We start from the raw sequence: 19,343 nt of genomic DNA, 5'->3' as shown, positions 1-19,343 counted from the left end.
TACCAAAAAGGCGCACGGGGGCGTCAGCCCCTCCGAGCCGCAACGGCCTGCGCCAGACGGTCCAACTGCGCTGCGGTGGTGGACCAGTCGATGCACGCGTCGGTGATCGACTGGCCGTAGGTGAGCTCGTCCGCCTTGCCCAAGGTCAGGTCCTGACGGCCGGCCTCGATGAAACTCTCCAACATGACGCCCGCGATTCCCTGCTCGCCCTCGGTCAGACGTCGGGCAATGTCGTCGAGCACGATGACCTGACGCTCATGGTCCTTGCTGCTGTTACCGTGGCTCGCGTCGATGACCACGCGCTCGGGCAGGTTCGACTTACGCAGGCGGGCAAGGGTGTCCGCGACTGTCTCGGCATCGTAGTTCGGTCCGTCGCTACCGCCACGAAGAATGACATGGCAGTCGGGGTTGCCCGCGGTACGGATCAAGGCAGCCTGGCCGTCGAGGTCCGTTCCGGGGAACACGTGGCTCGCTGCCGCGGCGCGGGTGCCGTCGACGGCTACCTGTACGTCGCCTTCGGTGGAGTTCTTGATACCGACGGGCATGGACAGCGCGCTGCACAGCTGACGGTGAACCTGACTGGCGGCGGTCCGGGCGCCGATCGCACCGTAGCTGACCAGGTCGGCAATGTACTGAGGCATGATCGGATCAAGGAACTCGCAGCCGACAGGCAGGCCCAGGCTCGACACGTCGAGAAGCAACTTGCGGCCGATACCGAGCCCGGTGTTGATGTCGAACGTGCCGTCGAGGTGGGGGTCGTTGAGCAGGCCCTTCCACCCGAGTGTGGTGCGCGGCTTTTCGAAGTAGACGCGCATGACGATGTGCAGATCGTCCCGCAGTTCTTCGGCCTTGGCGGCCAACCGGCGGGCGTAGTCCATCGCCGCTTCCGGATCGTGCACAGAGCACGGACCGACTACGACGATCAAACGATCGTCGTCACCGTTGAGGATGTTGATGGTGTCGGCCCGACCGGTGCGCACAGTGGCGGCCGCGACCTCGTCCGGAGCGTGCTGAGCGCGAACAGTCGCCGGTGACACGAGCGGACTGATACTCACAGTGCGCTGATCGTCGAGGCTGTCCGAAGCTGCGGTGGTGTCGATGGTGACAGTCATGGGGTTTTCGGTTTCCTGTTCTCAGGCCGACCCCAGAGATGAAGAGAAACTCCAGCGAGCCGGTCTGTAGTCCGGCTCTTGGGTGGAGGTTGTCAGCGCGTGGTTACGCCGGCAGGCCCACCCGGGGCCGGCCTGCTAAACCAGAAATAGACGCGCTGCATGTCGGCCACGATACCTCAAGTTCGGATCAGATGGGCGCGCCCCTCCACAACGAGCCGAATCCGAGGGGAGAGTCCCGTGGCACGAGCCCGTGACGAATGGCCAAATCCGCTGAGCGATTGGCGCTTTCGAGCAAGGCTGCGGCTACGGAATTCGAATACGTTGGTCAGGCACCTGCCAATGCCCGGAACATCAGATGGAGCTGCGCCTTCTCATGCCTGTGATCGAATCGACCGAAACCTTCCACCCGACGGTGTCCCGTTTTGCGACCGATACCCCCTTGCAGTCGACAAGAGATGTGGACGGCGAGTTCACCCGTCTGATCGATTCCTTGACACGACGCGGATTCCTGGCCGGTGCGGCGGCGCTCGGTGCACTAGGCGCACTCTCTGCATGTTCGAGCGAATCCAGCGGCACCGAAGCCTCCGACGAGTGGGTCGACATCGTCGTCGCGGACCAGGCCTACCGCCTCCCGCGGGACCCCAAGCGCGTCGTGGTGCTCGAAGCTCGAGGCGCCCTCGATTTTGCACTACTTGCCGAGTACCCGATCGTCGCGACCAATTGGGATCCGAAGTCTCAACTCATGCGCCAGGTACCCGCCGGCGCGGCTCGCCTCGGTGGGACGAACAACGAACCGAATGCCGAATCGATACTGAGCCACGACCCCGATCTTTTGGTCGTCGGGAAAGGCTGGTGGGATTACTACCAGGACAAGGGCCTGCTCGGCACTGACATCGCACCGGTGCTCGTCGTCGACGAGGGCACGACGGGCTCGTCGTGGAAGCAGGCCATGACCGCGCAGCTCACGGCTCTCGATCGCCGCGAAGTCGCCGAACGCGTCATCGCCCGATACAACGCCGAACTTGCACAAGCGCGGGCCAAGATCGGTGGTCTCCTCGAAGGCAAGTCGATTGCGATCGCCGGCGCAGACAGCGGTCAGATCTGGCTGCAGAACAACACGTTCGCCGTCTCGGTTGCGCAGGACCTCGGCTTGAACGTCTTGACCGACGCTGCCCATGCCGCACCTGATCGGAAGGATTCGACTTTCTACAGCCTCGAGGAGCTTGCGATCTTCGACCAGGCCGACTTCGTCTTGCTACAGAACCCCGACGCTGTGGAAGCCGAGTCGCCCACGTGGAAACGAGTCCGCGCTGTCCAGGACGGGCATGTCGGGCATCTGCGATATGACCTCAACAACGGCCTCGCTCTGACTGCGATGGCCCTGGCCGCTGATATCGCCGAGCAGGTACAGGTCATGCGCTGACGTCTTCGGTATCGCCTTCCGAATCAGAAATCAACCGGATTCTCTGTCATACGAACAGTCGATACTGACTCACTCGGAAACGGATTATGTTGTCACCTGCCCGTGCTCTTCGCACGTCAGAGGGTGTTTCTCCGAACGCCCTGTTTCTCCGAACGCTAGGTGACCAATGACGCAGAACCCGTACTACGGCCAGCAACAACCGGTCGGCCCTCCGCCGGACAACAATCTGGTCTGGGCGATTCTCGTGACAGTGTTCTGCTGCCTCCCGCTCGGCATCGTCTCGATCGTCAAATCAAGCCAGGTCAACACTTTGTGGGCGCAAGGTCAGTTCGACGCTGCGCGAAAATCAGCTGACGATGCCAAGAAGTTCGCCTTGTGGTCAGTCGGCGCAGGTGTTGCCGTCGCTGTTCTGTACTTCCTTTTTGTCGTCGTCCTAGCCGGATCGAGTTCCCTGTGACCGCCGACGCCGACCGGCGACACTGATCAACGGCCAAACACCGAACTGCAATGACACCGAATTGTGGTGACACCGAGAACGATGACATATCACGACTCGCCGCACTGAAGGCGCCAGCGGCAGTTGCGTTCACGGCAATTGCGCTGTGCGCCTTCATCTCCTGGAGTGACCCCACCACACCTGGTGGGGTCATTCCCGTTTGTCCGACCAAAGCGCTGTTCAACGTCAATTGTCCCGGTTGCGGTAGCACTCGGATGGTGTACAGCCTCATCCACGGCGATTTCGGTGCAGCGATGCGTTTCAATGCCTTTGGCCTCGTGATGCTGCTTGCACTGGCGTTCACGTACGTCTCGTGGACGACCGCCCGCACCCGTGGAAGACCCGTCGTGCTCTGGCATCAGTTGCGCTGGTCACCGGCTGTGATCTTGACACTCGTGTTGATCTGGACGACGGTCCGCATAGCCCCGATCCCGATATTTGCCGGTCTCCGCGTCTAGGCCGGATCTCCTCACGCGTCCAAACGGAATACACCTCGCACCTGGCGTACGCCGTTGATCTGCACCTCGACGGCATGTTCGCCGGCGTAGTACTTCCGGGTGCTGATCGGTTTGAAGGAATGCCTCTTCGCGATACGGGCCGGCACCCCGGGTTCCAGCGTTCGTGTTGTCAGTTTGAAGACCTTGGGCGTCGTCTGCCCGTTGGCCTTCACGTGGTGGACGATGTAATCGATCACGACGGTGACGGACTCGCTGCCATTGTTCGTGACGGCGAAGTCGAAGGTGAGTTCTCCACCCGCATCAACTGTTTCGCGGTCGATGACGAACCCCTCGACCACGACGTCGGTGGGCGGCGAGAACCCCAAGAGGGACAGAGCATCTGGATCGCCGGCCTTGATCAACGTCCGCAATGCATGTTTGACGATTTTCAGTGTGTTGGCATCCGGTGTCTGCAGCCAACGCTTCGCAGTCGATACTGCGAGCGCAGCGTCAGCACGACTGAGATCGTTGAGATGGTTTGCGACCGAACGTCGTACATATTCCGAATCATCCCGATACAGCTCGTCGAGAATGACGATTGTCGACTCGGGACGCGCCGTCAATTCTTTCACTCGTCTTCCCCAGGGCAAACGAGTACGAGTGCCTTCGGTCGCCAAGCGCCGGACGTGTTCGTCTTCATGGCCGGTCCAGGTGAGTGCGATCGCCAGCGAACGGTCAAGGTTCGTTTCGAGAAATGTGCGAATTGCGAATTCGGCCGTCAGACGCGACGTCAACTCGGCAAGCAGAGCCATTCCCTCGTCGAAATCCGACTCGGAGCCACTTCGTGTCGCCGTGACGGCGACGGCTTCGGTCACCGGCCAGATCATCCAACCGGTGAAGGTCTCTTCTGAAAGCGCACGGCGGATGATCTCGGCGAAGGCCGGAAGATCCTGAGGCAGTTCGGCAGTCATCGCGTCCCGCACAACGCGCGTACGTTCGCCGAGACTCATACCGTCGAATTCGGATGTACTACCCCGAACGAGGGCGAGGCGTGTGTGACCGGAGGCTCGCTCGAGGCAGCCTGCCAGATCGGCGACGACGGATTTCCCGAGCAGTTCGTCAGCGGTGGGCATCAGGGGCACACCGTGAGAGCGGAAATCCGATCACCGTCGAGAGTGAAATGGTGATGTAACTGGACGGGGCTTCCGGGAAAATCACCCTCGACCTTCACCGACACGACAACGGCCGAGCCTGGGGTGTTGACCGACTCGATCTTCTGGGTGAAGGTGAACGCCGTCGACACGGCGGACTTCCACGCCACGATTTCTTCGATCCCGACATACGTACGGCCGTCGTCACGAACCACTGAGTCTTCGGTGAAAACGCCGCGGACGTCGCCGCCGTCGAAATACGCGCGCGCTGCGCCTGGCACGTTCGCTGAGTCGATCATTCGCGAAGAGTACTGCTGGGGTCCGACAGGTTCGGCGAACTCACTGCCCGAGCAGACGCCGCCAACTGAATCTCCATCAACAGCCTGGCCGACGGCTCGGAGAGGTCGGTATCCGTGATCTCCTCGACCCTCTTGATCCGATACCTGAGGGTGTTCGGGTGAATCCGAAGCTGCTCGGATGCACGTCGGACATCGCCCGAATGTGCGAGGTAAACGGAGATGCTTTCGCGCATGTTCGACCCGTTGCGTCTGTCGTAGACGTCCAGGGCGTCGACTCTCGGATCGTGCAGTTGCTCGTCGGCCGCAATGGTGTCCATGATTTCGCCCAGCAGCACCGGTGTGCGCGAGTCCGCGAGGGTGGTCACACGAACATCCCCCGACGTTCCGTCCAAGACCCGATCCACTTCGGCCCGAGCCTGGGCCACCTCCGCAAGCGTCGAAACCGGCGACGAGACCGCGGCCCGTAGCCCCGAAGGCGACACCTTGTCCAAACGCGCGACAACTTCGCGGGTCCACGAGACTGTGGATTTCACGGATTGGGTTCGCGGAAACAGCACATAGATCCGGGTGCCGACGGCACTCACCAGCGATTCACGCTGAAAGGCGCTGGCGTGCAGTCGCAAAGACGACACGAGTTCGCCCGAAGACGGCAGCCCACCGTTTCCGATACTCGCCACTCCGACCACCATCGCCGGTCCGGACATCGGGATGGTCAACGAGGCCGCGAGCGAAGGAACGTCGACACCGCCGCCGCGAACCCCGAGCAACCGCTGAATCTGTATCGCCTCGTTACTCGGCGCGTCTCGGATGCGCGAAATCAGCCGAGCAGCAACGGCCGCGGCACCGCGGAGCACGCTGTCAGCATCGCCGGCAATGGGAACCGGGCCTTCCTGCACCCAGATCGTGCCGAGAAGATCAGAGCTGAAACCGCTCTCCCCCTTGACATTGTCGGATATTCTCCGAATCGAAACCACCAACCGTCGCCTGATCGCGAGGTCGTCGTGAGCGGGCACCTCCACTACGTCGTCGCTTCGCCGCAGGCTTTCGAAGACGCCCCACTCCTGTAGCTTTCGGAGGTATTCGCGAGGTCCTTCGCGGCCGAGGATTGATTGCCGACGTAGCTCGTCCGCAGCATCTCCCGATGCCGAATAGGCCAAGACGTGGGAATGCTCGTCCTCGATGCTGACCATCCCCCGCGTGATTGCGGCGACGTTCTGCGCCAGCTCGAACAAGTCTGTGTCACTACCGAATACGATGTCGTCCGAATCCTGTCGGGACACCGAATGATCGAGCACGCCCCGGATGGTCGTGAACAATCGATCCCAACGAGCATCCGGATGGACCGCTATCAAGGCGATCCCGGCGCGCTGTGCCGCCGCACGCACCGACGTGTCCGAGGCCTCCTTCGACATGACGGCCCGAGGCGCTGATCCCTTCTGATCGAGGCGGTTCAGCCAGGCCGCCAATTCGGCTGCGCCGATACCGACAGCGAGCCAGAGCTCAGAGGATTCGACGGCCGCGGTTCTGGGGCGCGTGAGGTCCCCGACCTCTGCGAACACCACGGAGTCGACGAAGACGTCATCACCTGACGGCGCGAGGACGAGCTCGACAAAAGCTCCGCCCAGCGCCCGAAGGACCGCGTCGAGCCTGACCCCACGGATAGACACGTACCACCCACTCTCCGGACCGTCGCAACGCCTCAACTTCGAGAATAGTGCATTTTCCTGCGAAAACGGTTCAGCCGATCGGACAAACACGGACACCGATGTTTGGCCGCTCAGCGGATTACTCGCCGACGTCTTTCGACTTGACTGGTTCACGACACGACAACTGCCCACTCCTGAGTCTGCCGAAGGATCGTCATGGACGCCGTTACCAATGTCCCCCACCCAGCCAACGAACCGGTGAACAATTACGCGCCGGGAAGCCCGGAACGATCGCGCCTCCGTACGAAACTGACCGAACTGGCCGAATCGCCGACCGACATCAGGCAGGTCATCGGCGGCATCCACCGAACTGCGGAAGGTAAGCGACAGAACGTAGTTCAACCACACCGTCACAGTTCGGTCATCGGATCGTTTGCGGGCGCAACCCACTCGGACGTTCGTGATGCAATCGACGCCGCTACACTCGCCGCCCCGGCCTGGCGCGACCTCTCGTTCGACGACCGCGCTGCGGTCTTCCTCCGCGCCGCCGATCTACTTTCCGGCCCGTGGCGCGAAACCATCGCCGCCGCAACAATGCTCGGCCAGTCGAAGACCGCATACCAGGCCGAGATCGACGCGCCCTGCGAACTGATCGACTTCTGGCGTTTCAACGTCGCGTTCGCACGTCAGATACTCGCCGACCAACCCGTTTCCGCTCCGGGAGTGTGGAATCGCGTCGAATATCGTCCACTCGAAGGTTTCGTCTACGCGATCACTCCCTTCAATTTCACCGCCATCGCCGGAAATCTCCCCACAGCACCGGCCCTGATGGGCAACACCGTGATCTGGAAGCCGTCACCGACGCAGGCCGTCGCGGCGTACCTGACGATGCAACTACTCGAAGCTGCCGGCCTCCCGCCCGGGGTGATCAATCTTGTTCTCGGCGACGGCCCCTTGGTGTCCGAGGTCGCGCTTGCCGACCCCCGACTGGCGGGTATCCACTTCACCGGATCCACCGCAACGTTCCAGCGTTTGTGGCGTGAGGTCGGAGCCAACATCTCGAACTACCGGACGTATCCGCGTCTCGTCGGCGAAACCGGCGGCAAGGATTTTGTACTCGCACACAGTTCCGCTGACCCGGACGTACTCACGACGGCATTGATTCGCGGGGCCTTCGACTACCAGGGCCAGAAATGTTCGGCCGCATCACGGGCGTTCATCCCGAAGTCGGTGTGGGCCAAGATGGGCGACACGTTCATCGACACTGTGTCGTCGCTGAAGTACGGAGACGTCACCGACCTGACGAACTTCGGCGGCGCCGTCATCGACCAACGTTCGTTCGACCGAAACGCCGCCGCGATCGTTCGCGCCAAGTCGACCAGCAGCCTCACCATCGCAGCAGGCGGCGACTACGACGACCGTGAAGGATTCTTCATCTCACCGACGGTCCTACTCGGTGACGACCCGAGCGACGAAGCCTTCAGCACCGAGTACTTCGGTCCCATCCTTTCGCTTCACGTCTACGACGACTCCGCACCCAATGCCTACGCCGACATCCTCGCGCGCGTCGACAGCGGATCCGCTTACGCCCTGACCGGCGCCGTGATCGCCACCGACCGTGCGGCCGTCGATCAAGCTCATCATGGTCTGCGGTTCGCCGCCGGAAACTTCTACGTCAACGACAAGCCGACGGGAGCGGTTGTCGGACAACAACCCTTCGGAGGTGCGCGGGCTTCGGGTACCAACGACAAGGCCGGTTCGCCGCAGAATCTGCTCCGTTGGGCGTCGACGCGCACCGTCAAGGAAACCTTCGTTCCTCCCACCGATCATCGTTACCCCCACCAAGACGTCGATCCAGCCGAGACCGAGAACCGTTGATGAGTGCCGTCTCGCTGAGCAACCCACTGCGCTCGGTGCTCCTCGCGGCGGCACGCTCGTCGCGACTGGAGAAGACAGTCTCCGGGATGACCTTGACCCGCAAGCTTGTAGACAGGTTCGTCGCCGGGGACGCGGAACCCGCAGCGATGTCAGCGGTGCGCGACATCCTCACCAGTGGCCGGTTCGTGACGGTCGACTACCTCGGCGAGGACACCACCGATCCGGCTCAGGCAACAGCTACCGTCGATGCCTATCTCTCCCTTCTCCGCTCGTACGCAACGCTTTCCGAGATTGCCGGGACGCAACACTCCCTGGAGGTTTCGCTCAAGCTCTCCGCGTTGGGGCAGTCACTTCCCGGTGACGGCGAGAAGATCGCCCTGGCGAACGCTCACCGAATCGTCACAGCGGCAGACGAAGTGGGCGCGTGGGTCACCGTCGATGCGGAGGATCACACCACCACCGACTCGACACTGTCCATCGTCGAAGAGTTGCGCCGCGACTTCCCGACGCTCGGCACGGTCCTGCAGGCGTATCTACACCGCACCGAGGCCGACTGCCGGCACTTCTCCGGATCAGGTTCACGAATTCGGCTGTGCAAGGGTGCATACAAGGAACCGGCCGGCGTCGCGTTCCAAAAGGCCGCCGAAGTCGACGCGTCGTACGTGCGTTGCCTGAAGGTCTTGATGGAGGGTGACGGATACCCGATGGTGGCCTCCCACGATCCCACCATGATCGACGCCGCCCTCGGACTCGCCACACTGACCGAGCGGACGGCCGAGGATTTCGAGTTTCAGATGCTCTTCGGCATCCGCGACGGCGAACAACGCAGATTGGTAGCCGAAGGCAATCACCTGCGGGTCTACGTTCCCTACGGCAGCCAGTGGTACGGCTACTTCATGCGTCGCCTGGCGGAAAGACCGGCCAACCTCATGTTCTTCATGCGCTCACTCGCTTCCAACAACTAGACACCGGAAACCGGTGGCAGCGGTGGCAACTCGAGGTTTTCACGGAAGGTACCGCCGACGTAGTCGGATCCCACGATTCCGCGCTTGCGCAGCTCCGGCAGCAGCCCGTTCGTGACGAAATCGCGTGTACGCGGATCGGCAAGGTCACCGAGCGTGATGACGTCGAGTACGCCCGCGTCGTATCGTTCCTCGATCGCGTCCGCGAGCTGTTCCGGGGTGCCCGCCGCTGCCCAGTGGCCGGTGTCCTTGGACGCGATGATCAACTCACGCAGAGTCTTTCCTTGTGATGCGAGCTTGCCGAAGATCTCGACCCGGCCCCGTCGTCGATTCACCGACGACGGGTCCGGCAACAACGACTCCGGGATCGGCCGATCCAGCGGCAATTCCGAGAAATCCACGCCGCCGCCGAACATGTCGGCAAGCCTGGTGCGTCCGGCGTCGAAGTCCGTCGATTCCTCGGCTTCTCTGACCAATCGTTCGACTTCGGCTTCGGTAGCGCCGTACGTTGCGTGGAACGAGCTGAAAATCAGTGGCAGTTCGTCCCCACGCCCCAACTCTGCCGCCCTGGCGCGGATCGTCTTCGTGTAGGTGACCGCGTCCTCGAAGGTTGCGAGAGAAGTGAATACGACCTCCGCGAAGCGAGCACCCAGTTCGATACCCCCGGCAGATTGGCCTGCCTGGAATTGGACCGGACGACGCTGCGGCAGGGATGGAATGTTCAACGGCCCCTGCACGGTGAAGTACTTGCCTCGGTGCTCGATGGGGACCACCCTCGACGGATCTAGCACCGCAGAGCCCTCTCCCCGGATCAAGGCGCCGGGCTTCCAGCTGTCGAAGAGCGCGTTGACCACCTCGAGCGATTCGGCCGCTCGGGCGTACCGCTCCTCCGGACTCGGCAGGTCCAGGTCGCTGTAGTTCTCTTCTCCGAGTGAGGAAGTGACGGCATTCCATGCGGCTCGACCATTGCTGACGTGGTCCAGGGTGCCGAACAACCGTGCCAGGTTGAATGGGTGATGAAACGTCGTCGTGACGGTGGCGATGAGCCCCACATGGGTGGTGACCGCACTCAGCGCGGCAAGGAAGATCAACGGCTCCTGCGCACCGATCGCGCCCTGCGCACCGAAACTCAGCAGGTCGGCGGCAAACAGTCCGTCGATCTTGTTCGCCTCGGCCGTCTTTGCGACGTCGATCGCGGACGCGACCGTCGACGTCGTCGGATCGATCGCTGCGTCGTAGATACTCACCGCCCCGCTGACACCGGTCACCGTCTTGAGTGGACGCCTGCGATCGGCCACCGACCATCCTCCTGGCTTCGCGAAATCTGTTCCGAATTCACAACGCTAGACCGATCCTGGCTCCCGACAAGGAATTCACTCAGCCTGGTTCTATCCCTCCGCACACCGCTTGGTCACGCACCGGATTTACGGGCACGATAGGCGGCGACGTGCGCCCTGTTCCCACAGTTTCCGGTGTCGCAGTATCGCTTCGAACGATTGCGCGACAAATCCACGAAGACCGCCTCGCAGTCCGGGGCCTCGCACCATCGCAACCTCGAGAATTCGTCGGTTCGGATCAGATCGAGCACACCCATCGCCGCTTCTGCGGCCATCCGGTCCACCAGTGGCGAATCGTCAGCGGTGACGTGCAGATGCCAGCCGAGGTCGTCGTGCCTGGTGAGCCGCGGCCTCGCGCCCGATTCGAGTAGCAGTGTGTTCACCACCTCGACGGCGTCGTCCACTCCCGCGGCTTCCCAGAACTTTCGCAGTCGTGGACGCAGCGCACGAACCGCCGTCAATTCCTCCCGCGTGCCGTCCCGCCTGCCGGTCCAATGATCCGCGTCGAGAAACCGTGTCAGCTCCTCTTGATCCGGAAGCAGTTCAGCCCCGCCGCGGGCCGTGTTGACCAACGACGCGGCGAAGACGAGCGCCGATTCCGTGTCACCAGCAAAATGCACTTTGACTCCTGAGCTCTATCAACCTAATGTCAGCATCGTAATCGCTTTTACTCCTGACGGGTGACGACGTGAACTCTCGCAACGGCTTGATCTTCGCTCTGCTGTCCGCGGCAACGTTCGGCGTATCGGGCCCGTTCGCGAAATCTCTCATCGAATCAGGGTGGTCCCCCGGCGGCGCAGTGTTCGCGCGCGTTGCCGGCGGCGCACTGGTGATGATGGTGATCGCCGTAGCCACCCAATGGCCTCGCCTACGACAGGTGAGCACCCACACGCGAACGGTACTGCTGTACGGGGTGTTCGCGATCTCGGGCGTTCAACTGTGCTTCTTCAATGCCGTGCAACATCTTTCGGTCGGCGTCGCATTGCTTCTCGAGTACCTTGCACCGATCATCGTCATCGGGTGGGTGTGGATAACCAAGGGCGCGCGTCCGAGCGTGCAGACGCTTCTCGGTGCGGCGGTGGCCTTGATCGGCGCCGCCGTGGTGATCGACGTCTTCGGATCGGCGGAGATCAGTGCCGTCGGAGTCGCCTGGGGACTGGCCGCCGCGGCATGCCTTGCAGTCTATTTCGTCATTTCCGAACGTGCGGACGGTGATCTCCATCCAGTTGTGCTCGCGGCATCGGGGCTCACGGTCAGTGCAGTGGTCATCGGCGCGCTCGGACTCGTAGGCGTCCTCCCCCTCCAGTTCTCGGCCTCGAACGCCGTCGTGGCAGACCAGTCGGTGAACGTGTGGCTGCCGGTGGTGGTCCTGGTCCTGGTCAGCACTGTCATTGCCTATCTCACCGGCATCGCCGCGATCACGCTGCTGGGGCCGACAATCGGGTCTCTGGTAGCTCTGACCGAAGTGCTGTGCGCGGTCGTCGCCGCGTGGATCCTGGTCGGGGAATCCGTCACCGCACTCCAAGCTGTAGGTGGCGCAGCAATCATCGCGGGGTTGGTCCTCGCGCGCCTCGGCCAGGTTGCACCGAAACAGATACCGGCCGACCCGATGACAAATGTCATGGCAGAAAAATGACGGACGGACGAGGGATCACGACCTCGAAGCGAGCAGATTCTATGTATGACCTCAACACAGGCACGGCATTCACCACAGGCACTGCATACACGCACTGAAGGATCGGCACACGACGCCGTCCGGTTGACCGGACTTCGCAAGAGTTTCGGAACCGTCGACGCCGTCAAAGGTATCGACCTGAGCATCCGCCCCGGCGAGATCGTCGCGTTCCTCGGCCCGAACGGCGCAGGCAAGACGACAACCATCGACATGATCCTCGGCCTGTCCCGGCCGACGTCAGGCGAGGTGAGCGTCTTCGGAATGTCACCTCGATCGGCGATTGCCCGCGGACTCGTCTCGGCAGTCATGCAGACCGGCGGACTACTGAAAGAGCTGACGGTTGCCGAGACTGTGCAGCTGACCGCCAGCCTGTACTCCCAATCCCGTCCGGTCGACGAAGTGCTGGGGAGAGCCGGAATCCTCGACATCTCCGATCGCCTGGTCAGCAAATGCTCAGGCGGACAACAACAGCGGTTGCGATTTGCGATGGCGTTGCTGTCGAACCCGCAATTGCTCATTCTCGACGAGCCCACCACCGGCATGGACGTCGAAGGGCGTCGGGACTTTTGGTCCGCCATCCGCGCCGACGCAGATCACGGTCGCACTGTGCTTTTTGCGACGCACTACCTCGAAGAGGCCGATGTCTACGCCGACCGCATCATCCTGGTCAGGCAAGGCACCGTGGTCGCAGACGGGACCACCGCCGAGGTCAAGGCGATGGCGTCCGGGCGCACCCTGCGCGCGACTGTTCCAGGCATCACCGACGAACTCCTGCGAGCCATACCGAACTCCGACGCCGTCGAGGTGCGCGGTGAGTCGCTGCTCGTGCACTCGGGCGACACCGATGCCGTTGCACGATTCCTGTTGACCAATACGCAGGCTCGCGATCTCGAAATCGTCTCGCGTGGCCTCGAAGACGCATTCATCGCACTCACGTCGAACAACTCCGAAGGACAGAAGTGATGACCACTGCAACCGAAGCGAGTACCTACGGAGCCGAGCGAACCGTCGTACCTCTCGGCGGATTCAACACGACGCTACTGCGACTGGAATTTCGTCGCCTGACTCGCAACCGGCGCACGATGATCTTCACGCTCGTCATGCCGGTTGTCTTCTTCCTCGTCTTCGGTCTCGGTCAAGGCGACGACGACCACGGGATCGGGCACGGCAATGTCGCCGCGTACATCATGATCAGCATGGCCCTGTACGGCGCGATGCTGGCCACCACCAGCGGCGGCGCGATGGTCTCGATCGAACGAGCGTCCGGGTGGAGCCGACAACTTCGGCTGACTCCCCTGACCCCGGTCGCCTACATCGCCGTCAAACTGATCATGGCGATGCTGCTCGGTCTCGTCTCGATTCTCGTGGTCTACGTCGTCGGCGCGTTCACCTCGGCGCAGATGGACGGATCACTCTGGTTCACAACGGCATTGATCGCCTGGCTGGGATCGTCGATCTTCGCGGCCTTCGGCCTGTTCATGGGGTACCTACTCCCCAGTGAGAACGTCATGCAGTTGCTCGGACCGGGACTGGCTCTGCTCGCATTCGGCGGCGGACTCTTCGTACCACTCACCGACGGTTCCGTATGGGCGACCATCGCACAGTTCACCCCGATGTTCGGCATCAACGCCCTCGCCCACGCACCGTTGACGGGCAATAGCATTCACTGGACCTGGATCGTCAATATCCTGGTGTGGTTCGCCATCTTCGCCGGCGGAGCGATCTGGCGGTTCCAACGAGATACGGAGCGTGTGTAGTTGTCGCAAACGACTGACCGAGAAGATTCCGTCGCGCTCCCGCGGCGGAATCGTTTCGGCGTTCTCTTCGCGGCGGTCTGGATGGTATTTCTCGGCGGGCCGCTGATCGAGGGATGGAATCTACGCGACGAACTGCGCGGCTGGACAGGGATTCTCGCGACGATCGCCTTCAGTGCCCTCTACCTCTACACCTTCGCCACAACGCAGCAGCGACGTCGAATGACGATGACTCGGCCGACGATTCGCGAAGCTGCACTGGCTCTGTCCGCCTTGACCGCGTTGGCCGCTGTGATGATCGTGAGCGTCGGGCCGACAGGTTTGGCAGCAGCACCGTACCTCGCGGTGACAGCGGTGACGCTGTTGCCGACCGTCGCCGGCGGCATTCTCGCCTTGGTGTTCGCGGCCTCCGTGGAGATAGTCAGCCTCTCGTCCGGATGGGGGAACTACTCCGGACTCTCACTCGGAGTCTGCGCGGCCGCGTTCGCGACCTGGGGAATCATGTCCCTGATCAGCCGCAACTTCGCCATACTCCACGAACGCGAAGAGCAGGAGCAGCGGGCAATCATGGAGGAGCGAACGAGGATGGCGCGGGATCTGCACGACATCCTCGGGCACTCGCTGACCGTCATCACGATCAAAGCCGAACTGGCCAATCGCCTACTCGATGTCGATATCGAACGTGCACGCAGCGAACTCGACGACCTCGAAAGGCTCTCTCGAGACGCGCTGGCGGACGTGCGCTCGGCCGTCGAAGGATTTCGTGGGATTTCTCTTCCCGTCGAGATAGCCCGAGCGCGAGAGGCATTGCGTGCGGCTGGTATCGAAGACGAGGTGCCGAGCAGTACCGACATGGTTCCCACGCGTCTTCGGGAACTCTTTGCATGGACGATCCGTGAGGGCGTCACCAACGTCGTTCGACACAGCGGTGCGACCCACTGCCGGATCACGGTCGACGAAAATAGTGCGTCGGTCGTCGACGACGGACGAGGGGCCGAGTCGACGTCTTCCGGAAACGGTCTGATCGGATTGCGCGAGCGCGCCGGAGCGTCGGGCGCACGAGTGATCATCACTCATCCCCTGCCGCAGGGGTTTGCACTTCAGGTAGTCGAACAGGAGACAGAGTGAACAGCCAGGGCGATCGAGCAACCATACGGCTGCTCTTGGCGGACGATCAGGCGCTCGTGCGAGGAGCTTTGGCCGCGCTGCTCGATCTGGAATCCGACCTGTCCGTGGTAGCCGAGGTCGGTCGCGGCGACGAGGTGGTGTCCGCCGTTCTCGAACACCGCCCGGACGTCGCGCTTCTGGACGTCGAGATGCCCGGCATGGACGGAATCGCCGCGACGGCGGCCCTTCGCGAGGCAGCACCCGACACCCGGGTTCTGATCGTCACCACGTTCGGCCGTCCCGGATTTCTTCGTAAAGCCCTGCACGCCGGGGCCGGCGGGTTCGTCGTCAAGGACACCCCCGCCAGGCAGCTTGCCGACGCGGTCAGGCGTGTCCACGCCGGACTGCGCGTCGTCGATCCCACCCTTGCGGCCGACAGCCTCGTCAGCGGCGAGTCGCCCCTGACGGAGCGTGAGACCCAAGTACTGCGCGCCGCTCACGACGGCGCACCCGTGGCAGCCATCGCAGGGGCGCTCTTCCTGTCTGCCGGGACAGTTCGAAATCATCTGTCATCCGCGATGGGTAAGACGGGTGCGTCGACGCGCGCGGAAGCCGTCAGAATCGCCGAGTCGAACGGCTGGCTCTGATCCGCGCGTCTGGAATAGCCTTCCCCGGCAAATAGTTCGCCGTTCGATTCGTGATGGCGATTTGTCCAGATCACTCAAAGTAGGGACCTTCTACCCTAGGGATTTTCCCTGCAAACGGCCGCTTCGCGAGAATCTGAAACAGCTAATCGTTCGATACCTGGCTATGATGCAGTTAATTGAACCGACGGAGCCTGTGCGTAGCGGGGGAAGGGACGTCTCATGTCGAACCAGTTCAACGATCGCTTGAACTCGCTGTTCGAGACTGCCGACTTTCACGTCACCAACGCGATGGTCGTTCGCGGCATGACCGAGTTCGGCTGCCGTATCTCGACGCCGTACCTGTCGCAACTGCGCACCGGCGTCCGAACCAATCCGTCACCCGAAGTGGTTGCCGCCCTCGCCCACTTCTTCAAGGTCCATCCGGACTACTTCTACGCCCCGTCCGATCACACTCCGCCCGCGATCTCAGGTGGCGAGGCAGACCTCTCCCTCCTCGAACAGCTGCACAACGTGCGCCTGCGGAACCTCACCTCCCGTGTCGTCGACCTCTCACCGTCTTCACAGGATCTGCTTGTCGAAATGGCGGAGAATCTACGTTCCTCCGAAAATCTTCCGCGCGTACCACCGGACTCGAATTCCTACATGTCACGCGCATAGCGCCCTTCGCCGACTCTCCTTGACTGCTCAGGGAGGGTTGGCCTTATGCTGGTCGATGCAGCTGGTTCGCCCGGCACGGTCATGAGGAGCCCCGAAGACCGGTCCCGGCGTCGAAGCTCCGTCAGCGCAAGCTGTCGGGGTGAGAGGGAACCCGGTGAAAATCCGGGACTGTCCCGCAGCGGTAAGCAGGAACGACCGCCGTTCATGTGCACTGGGCATCCGCCTGGGAAGCGACGGCCAGTAGGTTCGATCCAACTCGATCGAGTGCCCGCGAGTCCGAAGACCTGCCGACTGTGTCGGGCACGCCGTGCCCGACGGTCCACCGCCTCGTGGAATGGGCGTGTAGATCTCCATCGGACCTCGTGTGCGGTGCGGGCAGTGCTGCCCGCTGAAACTCGGGGTCTCGTGAGGTATACCCGTCTGCCGGCAGTGGCCATCAATGCATTGGCAATCTGGAGAAACTCCGTGACAACAACATTCACTTCGACCGTGCTGGGCTCACCGCGCATCGGTCCTCATCGAGAACTCAAGCGGGCAACCGAAAGCTACTGGGCAGGGCGCATCGACGCCGACGCCCTGCAGGCTGTCGCCCGTGACCTCCGTCGGCAGGGCTTGGCCGACCTCCGTGACCTGGGCCTCGACTCCGTCCCGGTCAATACCTTCTCCTTCTACGACCAGATGCTCGACACCGCAGTTCTTCTCGGCGCGCTGCCCGACCGCGTCGCGTCGGTCGCCGATCCGTTGGACCGCTACTTTGCCGCTGCCCGTGGGACGGACACCATCGCGCCGCTCGAAATGACGAAGTGGTTCGACACCAACTACCACTACCTGGTGCCGGAGATCTCGCCGTCCACCACGTTCGCACTCGACCCGTCCAAGGTCTTGTCCGAACTGGCAGAAGCACTTTCCGACGGCATTGCAGCCCGCCCGGTCGTCATCGGACCGGTCACCTTCCTGCTGCTCTCGAAGGCTGTCGGCACCGACGAGCCGCTGCTCTCGCGACTCGAAGAACTACTCCCCCTCTACGCGGATCTACTCGGTCAGCTCGCGAAGGCCGGTGCGAGCTGGGTTCAGCTCGACGAACCGGCCCTCGTGGGCGATCGCACCGACGAGGAAATCGAAGCGGCACGCGCTGCGTACGAACAGCTTTCAGCGCTGTCCGAGCGGCCGTCGATCCTGTTGGCGTCGTACTTCGGTTCGCTGCGTGAGGCGCTGCCCGCGCTTGCGTCCACCGGCGTCGAAGGATTTGCCGTCGACCTGGTGGCCGGTCAGGATTCGATCGGCTCCGTCCCCGAACTCGCCCGCAAACTGGTCGTCGCCGGCGTGGTCGACGGACGAAACATCTGGCGGTCGGATCTGGATTCGGCACTGAGCACGTTGGGTGCTCTGTTGGGCAGCGTGGATACTCTTGCCGTCTCCACATCGTGCTCCCTGCTGCATGTTCCGTACACTCTCGACGCAGAGGCCGATGTCGACAAGGCCCTGCGCTCGTGGCTCGCGTTCGGCACCGAGAAGGTCAAGGAAGTAGTAACTCTCGCAACCGCTCTCACACAGGGCCGAGAGTCGGTGGAGGACGAGTTCGCTCTGGCACGAGCGGCCGCGTCGACCCGCAAGGACGATCGCAGACTCAATGATGCGAGTGTTCGGGGACGCCTGGCCGCCGTGCTGAACTCGGCGACCGGTCGCGCGCCCGCCGCCGAACGTCGCGCTGCCCAGGACGAACTGCTTTCTCTGCCGCCGCTGCCCACGACGACTATCGGTTCGTACCCGCAAACCTCGAAGATCCGCATCGCTCGCGCAGCACTGCGCAAGGGCGAGATCGACGAAGCCGAGTACGTCAACCGTATGCGCGCCGAAGTTGCCGAAGTTGTTGCGCTCCAGGAAAAGCTGGACCTGGACGTTCTTGTTCACGGTGAGCCGGAACGCAACGACATGGTCCAGTACTTCGCGGAGCAGTTGGACGGATTCTTCGCCACCGCCAACGGTTGGGTCCAGTCGTACGGCACCCGCTGCGTGCGTCCGCCGATTCTGTACGGCGACGTCTCCCGCCCGAAACAGATGACCGTCGACTGGATCACGTACGCGCAGTCCCTGACCGACAAGCCGGTCAAGGGCATGCTCACCGGACCCGTCACCATTCTGGCCTGGTCGTTCGTCCGCGACGACCAACCCCTCGCCGACTCGGCAAATCAAGTCGCACTGGCCATTCGAGACGAGACCGTCGACCTGCAGGCCGCCGGAATCGGAATCATCCAGGTTGACGAACCGGCTCTACGAGAACTACTCCCACTGCGTGCCGAGGATCAGCGCGCCTACCTGGACTGGTCGGTCGGCGCCTTCCGGTTGGCTACCTCGGGCGTCGCGGATTCCACCGCGATCCACACGCACCTGTGCTACTCCGAGTTCGGAGCGGTGATCGGCGCCATCGCCGGCCTCGACGCGGACGTCACGTCCATCGAGGCGGCGCGCTCACACATGGAGGTCCTCGACGATCTCAGTTCGGTCGGGTTCGACCTCGGCGTCGGCCCGGGTGTCTACGACATCCACTCGCCGCGGGTGCCGAGCGTCGACGAGATTGCCGAATCCCTGCGTGAGGCACTCAAAGCTGTTCCTGTCGAGCGGTTGTGGGTCAACCCGGACTGCGGTTTGAAGACCCGCGGTTCCGTCGAGGTCGAGGCGTCACTGCGTAACCTCGTCGAAGCCGCGAAGTTGGTACGAGCGGAGCTATAGGGGCAAAGCCCCTGTGCGCCTTTTTGGTAGTG

At 62.7% G+C, this 19,343-nt stretch carries 18 protein-coding genes and 1 riboswitch; of the genes, 12 read left to right on the top strand and 6 right to left on the bottom strand.

From position 1 onward, the window contains the following. Positions 1–23: 23 nt before the first annotated feature. Positions 24–1,112, bottom strand: coding sequence for a 3-deoxy-7-phosphoheptulonate synthase (locus P3G66_RS03435; protein ID WP_003940571.1), 1,089 nt, complete (start codon positions 1,110–1,112; stop codon positions 24–26). Positions 1,113–1,485: 373 nt separating this feature from the next. Here P3G66_RS03435 and P3G66_RS03430 point away from each other — a divergent pair, with 373 nt between their 5' ends. The 3 genes from P3G66_RS03430 (at position 1,486) to P3G66_RS03420 (ending at position 3,489) form a co-directional block, all read left to right on the top strand. Then, positions 1,486–2,535 carry an ABC transporter substrate-binding protein gene (locus P3G66_RS03430; protein WP_276116184.1) on the top strand — a complete coding sequence of 350 codons (1,050 nt, stop codon included), beginning with the start codon at positions 1,486–1,488 and terminating at the stop codon, positions 2,533–2,535. A gap of 166 nt (positions 2,536–2,701) precedes the next feature. Then, positions 2,702–2,992 (top strand): CD225/dispanin family protein, encoded by a 291-nt coding sequence (locus P3G66_RS03425; protein WP_003940575.1) that lies wholly within the window; start codon positions 2,702–2,704, stop codon positions 2,990–2,992. 50 nt (positions 2,993–3,042) lie between these two features. After that, positions 3,043–3,489 (top strand): DUF2752 domain-containing protein, encoded by a 447-nt coding sequence (locus P3G66_RS03420; RefSeq protein WP_003940294.1) that lies wholly within the window; start codon positions 3,043–3,045, stop codon positions 3,487–3,489. A gap of 11 nt (positions 3,490–3,500) precedes the next feature. Here the strand turns inward: P3G66_RS03420 and P3G66_RS03415 are convergent, their stop codons facing one another. From P3G66_RS03415 to P3G66_RS03405, 3 genes are read right to left on the bottom strand one after another with little or no spacing between them, the layout of a single operon-like run. After that, a complete protein-coding gene (locus tag P3G66_RS03415; protein ID WP_064688104.1) occupies positions 3,501–4,601 on the bottom strand; it encodes a hypothetical protein in 1,101 nt (366 codons plus the stop codon). Next, on the bottom strand, positions 4,601–4,918 hold the full coding sequence (locus tag P3G66_RS03410) for a nuclear transport factor 2 family protein (protein WP_276116183.1): 318 nt from the start codon (positions 4,916–4,918) through the stop codon (positions 4,601–4,603). Before P3G66_RS03410 ends, P3G66_RS03415 begins: the two co-directional genes overlap by 1 nt. Further along, positions 4,915–6,585: a PucR family transcriptional regulator gene (locus P3G66_RS03405; RefSeq protein WP_276116182.1), complete on the bottom strand. Its 1,671-nt coding sequence runs from the start codon at positions 6,583–6,585 to the stop codon at positions 4,915–4,917. The genes P3G66_RS03410 and P3G66_RS03405 overlap by 4 nt, the downstream gene beginning before the upstream one ends. Before the next feature lie 195 nt (positions 6,586–6,780). On the opposite strand from P3G66_RS03405, the gene pruA reads away from it, so the two are divergent. Together pruA and P3G66_RS03395 are read left to right on the top strand one after the other, a co-directional pair. Continuing rightward, positions 6,781–8,442, top strand: a complete 1,662-nt coding sequence (gene pruA, locus P3G66_RS03400; protein WP_276116181.1) for an L-glutamate gamma-semialdehyde dehydrogenase — start codon at positions 6,781–6,783, stop codon at positions 8,440–8,442. Continuing rightward, a complete protein-coding gene (locus P3G66_RS03395; RefSeq protein ID WP_276116180.1) occupies positions 8,442–9,407 on the top strand; it encodes a proline dehydrogenase family protein in 966 nt (321 codons plus the stop codon). The genes pruA and P3G66_RS03395 overlap by 1 nt, the downstream gene beginning before the upstream one ends. Here the strand turns inward: P3G66_RS03395 and P3G66_RS03390 are convergent. After that, the gene (locus P3G66_RS03390) at positions 9,404–10,702 is read right to left on the bottom strand and encodes an NtaA/DmoA family FMN-dependent monooxygenase (protein WP_064073958.1); all 1,299 of its coding nucleotides are present in this window, start codon (positions 10,700–10,702) and stop codon (positions 9,404–9,406) included. The two genes, P3G66_RS03395 and P3G66_RS03390, sit on opposite strands and share 4 nt — an antisense overlap. Positions 10,703–10,815: 113 nt before the next feature. Further along, the gene (locus P3G66_RS03385) at positions 10,816–11,361 is read right to left on the bottom strand and encodes a CGNR zinc finger domain-containing protein (RefSeq protein WP_020908856.1); all 546 of its coding nucleotides are present in this window, start codon (positions 11,359–11,361) and stop codon (positions 10,816–10,818) included. Between the two features lie 68 nt (positions 11,362–11,429). Between P3G66_RS03385 and P3G66_RS03380 the strand changes: the two genes are divergently transcribed. The 7 genes from P3G66_RS03380 (at position 11,430) to metE (ending at position 19,311) form a co-directional block, all read left to right on the top strand. Then, the gene (locus P3G66_RS03380) at positions 11,430–12,377 is read left to right on the top strand and encodes an EamA family transporter (protein WP_276116179.1); all 948 of its coding nucleotides are present in this window, start codon (positions 11,430–11,432) and stop codon (positions 12,375–12,377) included. A gap of 45 nt (positions 12,378–12,422) precedes the next feature. Next, complete coding sequence (locus P3G66_RS03375) at positions 12,423–13,379, top strand: ABC transporter ATP-binding protein (RefSeq protein ID WP_042921758.1); 957 nt, start codon at positions 12,423–12,425, stop codon at positions 13,377–13,379. Beyond that, positions 13,379–14,173, top strand: coding sequence for an ABC transporter permease (locus tag P3G66_RS03370; RefSeq protein ID WP_064073957.1), 795 nt, complete (start codon positions 13,379–13,381; stop codon positions 14,171–14,173). The genes P3G66_RS03375 and P3G66_RS03370 overlap by 1 nt, the downstream gene beginning before the upstream one ends. Further along, entirely contained in the window at positions 14,174–15,298 is a 1,125-nt protein-coding gene (locus P3G66_RS03365; RefSeq protein ID WP_075834209.1) for a histidine kinase, read from the top strand. After that, positions 15,295–15,924: a response regulator transcription factor gene (locus P3G66_RS03360; RefSeq protein ID WP_003940330.1), complete on the top strand. Its 630-nt coding sequence runs from the start codon at positions 15,295–15,297 to the stop codon at positions 15,922–15,924. Before P3G66_RS03365 ends, P3G66_RS03360 begins: the two co-directional genes overlap by 4 nt. A 219-nt stretch (positions 15,925–16,143) precedes the next feature. After that, a complete protein-coding gene (locus P3G66_RS03355) occupies positions 16,144–16,581 on the top strand; it encodes a helix-turn-helix transcriptional regulator (protein ID WP_003940179.1) in 438 nt (145 codons plus the stop codon). 105 nt (positions 16,582–16,686) lie between these two features. Beyond that, a riboswitch (cobalamin riboswitch) is annotated at positions 16,687–16,888 on the top strand. 158 nt (positions 16,889–17,046) lie between these two features. After that, entirely contained in the window at positions 17,047–19,311 is a 2,265-nt protein-coding gene (gene metE, locus P3G66_RS03350; RefSeq protein WP_231782475.1) for a 5-methyltetrahydropteroyltriglutamate--homocysteine S-methyltransferase, read from the top strand. Positions 19,312–19,343 lie beyond the last annotated feature (32 nt).

It is taken from the genome of Rhodococcus sp. C3V, assembly GCF_029269915.1.
Lineage (GTDB): Bacteria > Actinomycetota > Actinomycetes > Mycobacteriales > Mycobacteriaceae > Rhodococcus_F > Rhodococcus_F qingshengii.
Note: the sequence above shows the minus strand (reverse complement) of the source record. Positions and strands in the feature narration are given on the sequence as shown.